The following is a 1356-nucleotide window of genomic DNA, read 5'->3' as shown; positions in this document are numbered from 1 at the left end:
ATAATATGCATTAAACTCTGGATACCCCCTCTGTAATAAATTGCTTATCCGCGTTACGAATAAGAAGAGCAAAACTCGCACTTATAATATTTATTCTCTGGATGTGTCTTGTTCTCGCATTAACCATTCGTTATTTTATTATGTTTTCTGATGCATGGAGCAACCAGTAGAATATAATCATTCCTGCACCAGAAAACACTGCGGCAACAGCGAGCCACAAACGCTTATGCTCACCTTCTGATATGCCTGAAAAATATCCTGTATGGAGTAGCAGCAACCATGACAACACTCCTGCCAGACCCAGCAGGGCAGGAGGGATATGCCACAGTTCATATTTCATAATAACAATACCTTCTGCCATCATCATGGACAGGGTGCAAACAACAAAACAGTCCCATGAAAAAACGCCTGTCAGCAGCAAGGAAAATCACTGTCAGTGACATCACTGTCACCCGGGCCAGCAATAAAGGCCATAAAGAAATAAAATTCATTTAAACGACCTCTTTAAAAATTCGGTTTAAAGTCTTCAGAAACGTTCAGGAACTGTTTTGCCAGGTCGTCCTGAGAAATAAAGCCGTATGATAACGGGCGGACACTGCCCTGTTTCGGGTCAACCAGCATCATGGCCGGGAAATATTTCACGCCGAGGCGCTGCGCCTGCCCCTGGTCAGTCCGGGAATCCGGCAATAGTGGATTAATCACGCCATCCACGGAAACGGGAATAACACTCAGACCATACGTATCCCGGAAGCCATTAATGACCTGCGCCAGCTGCCCGTCGATGGGGTCCTGCCCCCGGTAAAAAAACATAATGCCGTAATGCTCTGCCAGTCTGGCAATCGCCTGTCGCTGCTGCGCCTGGTCTGCTGCCAGCTGGTTCCGTACCGTGCCGTTGTAATGGCTGTACTGCAGGTTATAGTCCAGTTCGGGATGTGCCAGCATGGCCTTTTTAGCACTCATGGTGAAAAGCCCGGCCTGCTGAGTCCAGTAATTCTGCAGCCGGAAATATTTCACAAAATTATCCACGCCGGGATACAGAATGGCTTCGTACAGCGCCCGCTTTGTTGCCGTCTGCAGCGCGGTCAGTTTCTGCATAATATCCGGCTCCTGACGGGGAGCTGCTGGTACTGGTTTATTTTCTTTTTCCTTCGGATTTATTTTCTCGTTATACCACTGCCAGCCTGCATCTTTCCCTGACGCCGGAAAAATAAAGCAGCAGAGTAACAGCGGCAGTAATGCTTTATTCATCTTCATTCCTTTCATCACTTTTTCTTTCATCAGGTTTCTGCAGGTCAGCCAGGGCCGAAAAGCAAAAATACAGAATAAACAGGAGCACACCGGAGTAAAGGATAATGA

Annotated in this window: 1 protein-coding gene and 2 pseudogenes; all 3 read right to left on the bottom strand. The window is 47.2% G+C overall.

What is annotated here, in order from left to right:
• Nucleotides 1-130: 130 nt before the first annotated feature.
• Nucleotides 131-491: pseudogene (locus tag E0D98_RS28595) on the bottom strand (hypothetical protein).
• Nucleotides 492-504: 13 nt separating this feature from the next.
• Nucleotides 505-1248, bottom strand: a complete 744-nt coding sequence (gene traF, locus E0D98_RS24250; RefSeq protein WP_021573911.1) for a type-F conjugative transfer system pilin assembly protein TraF — start codon at nucleotides 1246-1248, stop codon at nucleotides 505-507.
• Nucleotides 1241-1356: pseudogene (locus E0D98_RS27630) on the bottom strand (conjugal transfer protein TrbE); the annotation flags it as partial. The gene traF and the pseudogene E0D98_RS27630, both read right to left, overlap by 8 nt.

This window comes from Escherichia sp. KCJ4928, assembly GCF_004352695.1.
Classification (GTDB): domain Bacteria; phylum Pseudomonadota; class Gammaproteobacteria; order Enterobacterales; family Enterobacteriaceae; genus ECMA0423.
Note: the sequence above shows the minus strand (reverse complement) of the source record. Positions and strands in the feature narration are given on the sequence as shown.